Source organism: Moorena sp. SIO4E2 (genome assembly GCF_010671945.1).
GTDB lineage: Bacteria > Cyanobacteriota > Cyanobacteriia > Cyanobacteriales > Coleofasciculaceae > Moorena > Moorena producens.
The window spans coordinates 1-1248 of the sequence record NZ_JAAHIE010001303.1 but is presented as its reverse complement, the minus strand read 5'-3'; the positions used below and the strand labels follow the sequence as shown (position 1 = coordinate 1248).

1 protein-coding gene is annotated in these 1248 nt (G+C 46.8%); it reads right to left on the bottom strand.

What is annotated here, in order from left to right:
* Positions 1-239: 239 nt before the first annotated feature.
* A partial coding sequence (cas10, locus tag F6K37_RS43165) for a type III-B CRISPR-associated protein Cas10/Cmr2 (protein WP_287257309.1) occupies positions 240-1248 on the bottom strand: 1009 nt, incomplete at its 5' end.

The following is a 1248-nucleotide window of genomic DNA, read 5'->3' as shown; positions in this document are numbered from 1 at the left end:
ATAGCATTTTTTCCATGGGGGAGTCGGGAATCGGGAATCGGGAATCGGGAATCGGGAATCGGGAATCGGGAATCGGGAATCGGGAATCGGGAATCGGGAGATGGGGAGATGGGGAGATGGGGAGATTTTTATTAAGGGTAATTATCCTGACATAATATTAGCCTTCAATGGTCGTATTTCTGCCTTTTGCCTCTTGCCTCTTGCCTTTTGCCTTTTACCTATTGCCTGTTCCCTGTTCCCTATTCCCTCCATTCCTCACGTTGCACCATCTTATCTACCCAAAAAGCACTGAATTTTAATAACATTGCTAAATCCTTTTCTTGGGTACCGAGGGCATTTTCGCCCGCAGCTTTTCTGGCATTAAACGCCCAATGTTCCCATTGATTAATCCAGTCTAGTAAAGCATGTTTAACCTGATCAGACAGGGTTTCGTCGCGGCGGTTGAGGATAACTTCTGCTGCTTGAGTCAATAAGCGATCGCATTCGGTTACACAAGCATGTTTTGGCAAGTCTTCTGCTAGTCGATACAGCAGAGGAGAGAGGTCAATATCTTGGTAATGCTGAATAAATTTCCACCAATAGTCTAGTAAATGACCTTTCATTAGTGCTTCTAAACTATTGCCACTGCCGTAGATAACTCGGAAGCACAAACCATCTTTAGGGGGAATTGAGGGATTAGCATCTTGTCTAGTTCCTGGGAGTTTCTTGGCTCTATCCTTCTCTGCGGTCCAAAGGTTGTCTAGAACCGTCGGCAGTGGTAAGCTTTTATGAGCAATCACAATGCCCATGCTCATGGTGGCACCCTCGCCCATGGTGAAATGGGCACGGTCGGGTAATCCTTCTAATGCTTGGTTGGGGTACCAGTAACCGCCGTTAGGGTCAAACTCTTGTTGGGGGTCTTCAGCACCACACCAAGCCGCACGAAGCGATCGCAAAAATTCCGGCAAGTCTTCTAGAGGCAACACGGCCATCACATCATCCCCGCCACTGTAGACAACCTTGCCGCAGAAGCGCTTTTCAGTGATATAAGGCACCAGGCGATTGGAAAAATCTAGTAAAGCACGATTCAGTCCAACATGGGTAGCTGGTCCCATGCGCTTTTTGGTCTCTAGCAGTTCGTTAAATCCCTCAACTTGCTGACTAGTTTGGTCTAGTTGGTCTGTAAGTATGTAGTGTTTATATTCCTTGAGCTTAGCACCAGAAACATATTTCCCCATGCCATCCCCATCAGCCAAAACAATTACCCAA